This is a genomic window from Dyadobacter sp. (assembly GCF_051859145.1).
Taxonomy (GTDB): Bacteria; Bacteroidota; Bacteroidia; order Cytophagales; family Spirosomataceae; genus Dyadobacter.
Genome location: NZ_JBHYGF010000078.1, coordinates 5,444 through 12,014 on the forward strand (window position 1 = coordinate 5,444; position 6,571 = coordinate 12,014).

The window sequence follows — 6,571 nt, forward strand, 5'->3', positions numbered from 1 at the left end:
TCTTTATCGGCTTTGAACACGAGATATTTATTGTTGCCCGGATTTACTTTTTCGAAATTGTTAATGGTGTTATCACAAAATTTTTCATCGTGCATCAAGTGTAGTATCATGCCGAAAAACGGTTGTGGTAGAATCCAAGTATCACGTCAGTAATCTTGAGAATCTGCTCAGTTTCCAACTCATAGAATAATGGCAGGCGAACCAGACAATCTGCATACCGATCGGTTTCCGGGAGATCTCTTCCGTCATGTTTTTCCGAGTAAAATGTCGATTTGTGCAGAGATAAGTAATGGAAAACGGACAGAATCCCATTGTCTCTTAACAGCTGGATTAAACTGGTCCTTTCATCAATTGAGTTGCAGACCAGGTAAAACATATGCGCATTGTTGACTGCATATTCAGGGAAATACGGCAATTGCACCCCATAATCTGAAAGTGATCTCAGCTCTTTTTCATAAAGGTTCCAGATTGCTTTTCGTCTCCCCTGAATATCTTCCAGGTGTTCAAGCTGTGCAAACAAGAATGCTGCTATGATATCTGATGGTAAAAATGATGAGCCAATGTCAACCCATGAGTATTTATCAACTTCACCCCTGAAAAATTGCGACCTGTTTGTCCCTTTTTCCCTTATAATTTCCGCACGTTCGCTCATGCTGGCGTCATTGATCGCAAGCATTCCGCCTTCTCCGGAAATGATATTTTTTGTTTCATGAAATGAAAATCCTGCCAGGTGACCTATGGAACCAAGCGGTTTTCCATTGAAGTAAGAGTCGATGGCCTGAGCAGCGTCCTCCACAACGAAAAGACCATATTTTGCAGCAAGCTCCATTATACCCGCCATATCACAGGCAATTCCCGCATAATGTACAGGGATGATCACCTTTGTTTTTTCAGTAATCAGTGCTTCAATTTGAGACGCGTCCATGTTGGGGTGATCGGGCAGGCAGTCTACAAAAACAATTTTAGCACCTCTCAATACGAAAGCATTGACGGTAGACACAAATGTGTAGGAAGGTGCGATCACCTCGTCGCCTGGCTGGATATTTACCAGGATGGCCGCCATTTCCAGGGCGTCGGTACAGGATGTGGTCAGAAGCGACTTCTGAAAGCCGTAACGCTCTTCAAAAAAAGAATGACATTTTTTTGTGAAAATACCATCTCCCGAAATTTTGCCGGATAGCACAGCCTGATAGAGATAATGAGCTTCTTTTCCTGTAAGATATGGTTTGTTAAATGGAATCATAATGATATGGACTTAGACCCGCTAGGGTATTTCCTTTTAAATGATGATTGTTGAATTCACTTGCCTGGCAATAATGAAAGTGAGATGGGAACTGTATACTTCGATCCATGTAGACGAATAGTACGCCGACACAACATGGAAGATTCTCAAAAGAGCGCAGAAAATTCAGAATTATTCCGTTTGTCAACATAAGCCCTGGTTAAAGCTCACAAATATCTTGACATTCCAAAATGAGTTTCCTTGAAATGAAGCTTGTTGTAAAAAGGGACCGTTTCTTCATAGCAATCGAGAATTACTTTGTAGCATCCGGCTGTTTCGCAGTAGCTGACAAGATGTGATATCAACAGCTCTCCGAACCCTTTCCGCCGCCATTGGTGGTCTACGACGATATCTTCAATATGGCCCGACCTGCCACCCCGGATTTTATATTCGATGATCACACTCCCATAGCAGGCGATCTTGTCATCGGCTATGCCTACAACTCCGTAAATGTTAGCATTTGCGGAAAAGTTTTTCCAGCTGTCTTCTATATCAATTGCATCCACGCCGCCAGGGAATTCGGATAATTGTTCGAGTAGCAAACAAACGGAGTAGGTGTCTTTCTTTGTAATTGGACGAAAGACTAACTTGGGCGGGTCAAAGAGCATTATTAAGTGTGTTTAGTATCTAAATATCGCAATACAAGGCTGAAATCTATGACTTTGTCGGCAGAAGTCCAACTGCAAACACTTGAAATAGTTAGATTCAGATCTTCCGGCTCGTATTACAACGCAAAGCAATCAGCTAACATTAAGTCACCCGGGATGACAAGATTCGAACCGGGGCGCGAAGCCCGGGCGGCGGCCGCTTGCGACCCCTAGCACCCCATGCTAGTGCGCTACAATAAACCAAAAAAGCCCGGTCTTTCGACCAGGCCTTGTCGGGATGACAAGATTCGAACTTGCGACCCCTAGCACCCCATGCTAGTGCGCTACCGGGCTGCGCTACATCCCGCCGGTAATGGGTTGCAAATGTATAAATGTTTTGGAATTATTGTCTATTCCTGATTTTAAAAAATGATCAGAAATAGACAACAAACCAGTTTATCAGATGGTCTCATTCTGCCAGTTCGGGTTCACCACTTCCGGCTTGCCTTTTCTGAACCACTTTTCACGTACTCTTTCGTTGACATAATACATGCAAGGAACGAGGATCAGTGTCAGTACCGTCGAGAATGTAAGACCGAAAATGATCGTCCAGGCGAGGATGTTCCAGAAAATGGAGCTTGGGCCTCCGATGATCAGGTCGGGTTCCAGGTCGCGGAACAGACCTACGAAGTCAACTGTGATACCCAGTGCAAGTGGCACAAGTCCAAGTACAGCGGCTGATGCAGTAAGTAGTACCGGGGTCAAACGGATTGCGCCGCCTTCAATAATTGCTTCGCGCATCGGGTAACCCCTGCCACGCAGCTCTTCGATAAATTCGATGAGCAGGATACCATTTTTTACCACAATACCTGCCAATGCGATGATACCGACACCGGACATGATCACGGAGAAGTCTTTGTTGAAAATCACAAAACCCAGTAATACCCCGATCAGCGAAAGTACAATCGTGAAGAAGATAATGAATGGTTTGACAACGGAGTTAAACTGTGTTGCAAGGATCAGGTAAATGAGCAAGATCGCCGCGCCGAATGCAGTTCCGAGAAAAGCCATGGATTCAGCCTGCTCTTCCTGCTCTCCACCCATTTTGATCGTGTATCCGTTTGGTACCTCCATATCTTCAATCAACGTCTGGATCTGGGCCACGATTTCGTTGGCATTATACCCGGGCAAAACATCAGAGCCGAGTGTTACAATGCGCCGCTGGTCCTGGCGGTTGATCTGGCTGAAAGTAGTTGAGTAATGGATATTGGCCACCGAAGTAATAGGTACCTGGCGCAATGCACCGCCCATATTCATATCGCGATAAACCACATTCAGGCTCAACAGCTTCTCGATCTGCTCGCGATCGTCTTTGTTCAACCTCACCATGATCGGATATTCGTCCTTATCATCGCGGAATTTGGATACTTCCAAACCAAACAATGCGGTGCGGACTGCCAGCGCAATTTGCTGTGAGCTGATACCCTCACGCTGCGCTTTTTCACGATCTATATCAATTACAATTTCCGGCTTGTTGGTCACCAGGTCAGAACGGAGCTGGTCGATACCTTCAATTCCCGATTGCTGGACGCGCTGCATAACGCTTTTTTCCAGTTTTTGCAGCTCGTCAAATTCATCTCCCGAAATTTCAATGGAGATCGGCTTACCAGTTGGCGGACCTACTGCTTCACGTTCAACGGAAATTTCAGCTCCCGGAATACCTGTAACTGCTTCACGTATTTTACGTAAAATAGCTTCCGACGATCTTCCCCCACGTTCGGTTCCGTAAACGAATGCGACAGTTACCTTCGATTTGTGCGGAGTTGCGGCACGGTCGGGGTTAAATGGGTCGCCGGCATTTTTACCCACGTTGGCAATTACCGAGTTGACCATATCCATTGCTTTCTCTTTTTCCAAAACATCGAAAACACGTTTCTCAATGATTCTGGTAACAGAGTCGGTCACCCGCGCGTCTGTTCCGATCGGCATTTTGTTGTAAACATAAACGTAATCCGGATCACCACTTGGGAAGAAGAGTACCTTAGGCTGGGCTATACCGGTGATAATGAATGTAATTACCAGCAATACGAGCATTGATACGATCGCAACCACTGGTCGCCAGCCGTGTAAAAGCCAGTCGATAAATTTGCGGTAATTGTTTTTCAATGCAGGCAGCAAACGGTCCTGGAATGGAACAAGAATTCTTGGTGTCAGAATGTAGTGGTTGAACATCCATAGTACCAGAATGAACACCAGGAAGTTACCAAGCCCGCGGTCGATGACGTAACCAATCGCAGCGGCTACGGCCAAAATGATCACAGGTCTGCGGATTGCCTTGAAGCTGGTATCGTGCGCCTCTTTCTCATCATCATGGCGGCCCATAAATGATACCGCGAAAACCGGGTTCATTACGTAAGCAACAAACAGCGAGGCGCCCAGCGTGATAATCAGCGTCAGCGGCATAAACTTCATAAATTCCCCGACTATACCTGTCCAGAAAAGCAGCGGGAAGAAAGGCGCAATAGTAGTAAGCGTACCTGAAAGTACCGGGATAAATACCTCACCCGCAGCCGCTTTTACAGCCTGCTGGATAGTCCAGTCTTTATGTTGGTTAAAAAGGCGGTGCGTGTTTTCGATTACCACGATCGCATCATCCACTACCAGACCGATACCCAGCAGGAATGCAAACAGTACGATTGTGTTCAATGTAAATTCGGTTCCTACCATTGGACCGATAATCGGCATCATCACAAATGCTACCAATGCGGAAAGCGGTACCGATAACCCGACGAAAATCGCGTCTCGCACACCCATGAAGAACATTAAAACCATTACCACGAAAATAAACCCGAGTACAACGGTGTTGATCAAATCGTGCAGGTCGGCTCTTGTTTGAATAGACTGGTCAGCAGTAATATTGATATCCAGTCCTTGTGGAAAACGATTTTCCTTGTAGTCTGCAATGGTCGCTTCGATCTTGTCCGCAGCATCCACCAGGTTTTCTCCCGAACGTTTGATCACGTTCAATGTGATTACTGATTTATTTGCCAAACGTGCAAAATCCTGCTGTTCTTCAAAATCGTCTTTTACATCAGCTACATCGCCCAGGCGGACAGTAGCGCCGGTTGCAGTACGAATGCGGATATTCGCCATATCGGCTACATTGGTATATTCACCTTTCACGCGCAGTGTTCTTCTCACACCATCTACATTCAACTCACCACCTGATACGTTGATGTTTTCACCCGCGATAGCAGTCTGAATATCGTAGAATGTAAGTCCGGTCGATTTCATCCGATCCAGGTTTACATTGATCTGAATTTCGCGGTTCAATGCACCGAGGATATCCACACGCGTAATTTCAGGCAGCGCCTCAATTCCGTCCTGCAAGTCTTCTGCGTATTGTTTGAGTTGTTTCAGCGAATAGTTACCTGCGATATTCACGTTCATGATCGGGAACTCCGAGAAGTTCACGTCCTGGGCAGTAGGTCCTGAATCCAGGTTTTGCGGTAGATCGGTTTTCGCTTTATCAACTGCGTCGCGGACCCTTTGCAATGCAACTTCAACCGCTACATCCGGTGTAAATTCAACCAGGATTACGGATACGTCCTGCAATGCATTGGATTTGATCTTCTTAACCCCGCTCAGCGATTTCAGCTGCTTTTCAATGGGCTTGTTGATCGTGTTTTCGATATCAGCAGGCGCAGTACCGAAGTAGACAGTGTTGATATAGATCTGCGGGATCTTGATATCAGGGAATTGTTCTTTGGGCAGGTTATTATAAACCATAAACCCAGCCAACGTAATGATGAACGTAAAGATGTAGATGGTAGTCCGGTTCTCTACGCACCAGTTGGTGAACCTCAGGGTTTTATATTCGTTAAATTTCATGTGATCAATTTTGAATGATTCAATGAATGAATGACTGAATGAGAGAAGGAGCAGGCGCCGCTGCGCTGAATAAGTGAATTGTTAGTCCAATGACAATTCATGAATACAATTGACTTACCAACCCCTTTTCTGCATTTTAGTAACTAATCGGCTGTCCGTCGGAAACTTCCTGGTAGCCCAATGTAATCAGCTGATCACCCGCTGAAAGTCCTGACAGGATCTCGATTTTTCCATTGTAGCTCAAACCGGTTTTCACCTCCCGCGCTTTGGCGACTTTCTTGTTCCCTTCGGTAGTTGCCACGTACACGATATTTCCTTTTTCCGTGCTTTGTACAAAGTTCTGGTCTACTATCAATGCATTTTTGCTGGTCGCATCGTTGATCTGTACATTGGCCATCATATTGGGTTTGATGCTCTTGTCAGAAGGCAGGTTTGCTTCAATCGTAAATGTTCTGGAAAGCGGGTCCACTGCAGTGCTCACAAATGAAACTTTCGCCTTGAACTCTTTATCCAGATCAGGAAACTTCACGATTACTTCGTCGCCTTTTTTTACGCTCGCTGCGTAGGTATCCGATACTTTGGCAGATACTTTCAGGTTGCTCAGGTTTACAATGCGGACTACGCCCATTCCCGGAGAAGCCATTTCGCCCACTTTGACATTTACCATATCCACAACTCCCGCCATTGGTGACACAATGTTGGTTTGTGACAATTGTGCATTCAGCGTGCTCATTCTTCTTTCAAGGGATTCCTTATTGTTCTTCGCCTGCAGGTATTGCAGCTCAGTACCTATTTTTTGGTCCCAAAGGTT

General features: G+C 45.6%; 4 protein-coding genes and 1 tRNA gene. All 5 read right to left on the minus strand.

The window, feature by feature from the left end; genetic code table 11:
• Window positions 1-106 precede the first annotated feature (106 nt).
• Window positions 107-1,243: a dTDP-4-amino-4,6-dideoxygalactose transaminase gene (gene rffA / locus ACTIE6_RS06030; protein WP_439555773.1), complete on the minus strand. Its 1,137-nt coding sequence runs from the start codon at window positions 1,241-1,243 to the stop codon at window positions 107-109.
• Between the two features lie 206 nt (window positions 1,244-1,449).
• A complete protein-coding gene (locus tag ACTIE6_RS06035) occupies window positions 1,450-1,890 on the minus strand; it encodes a GNAT family N-acetyltransferase (RefSeq protein WP_439555774.1) in 441 nt (146 codons plus the stop codon).
• 272 nt (window positions 1,891-2,162) lie between these two features.
• Window positions 2,163-2,236 (minus strand) — tRNA-Pro (locus tag ACTIE6_RS06040).
• Window positions 2,237-2,328: 92 nt separating this feature from the next.
• Window positions 2,329-5,760, minus strand: a complete 3,432-nt coding sequence (locus ACTIE6_RS06045; RefSeq protein WP_439555775.1) for an efflux RND transporter permease subunit — start codon at window positions 5,758-5,760, stop codon at window positions 2,329-2,331.
• Between the two features lie 136 nt (window positions 5,761-5,896).
• Window positions 5,897-6,571, minus strand: a 675-nt coding sequence (locus tag ACTIE6_RS06050; RefSeq protein WP_439555776.1) for an efflux RND transporter periplasmic adaptor subunit, incomplete at its 5' end; no start/stop codon positions are given.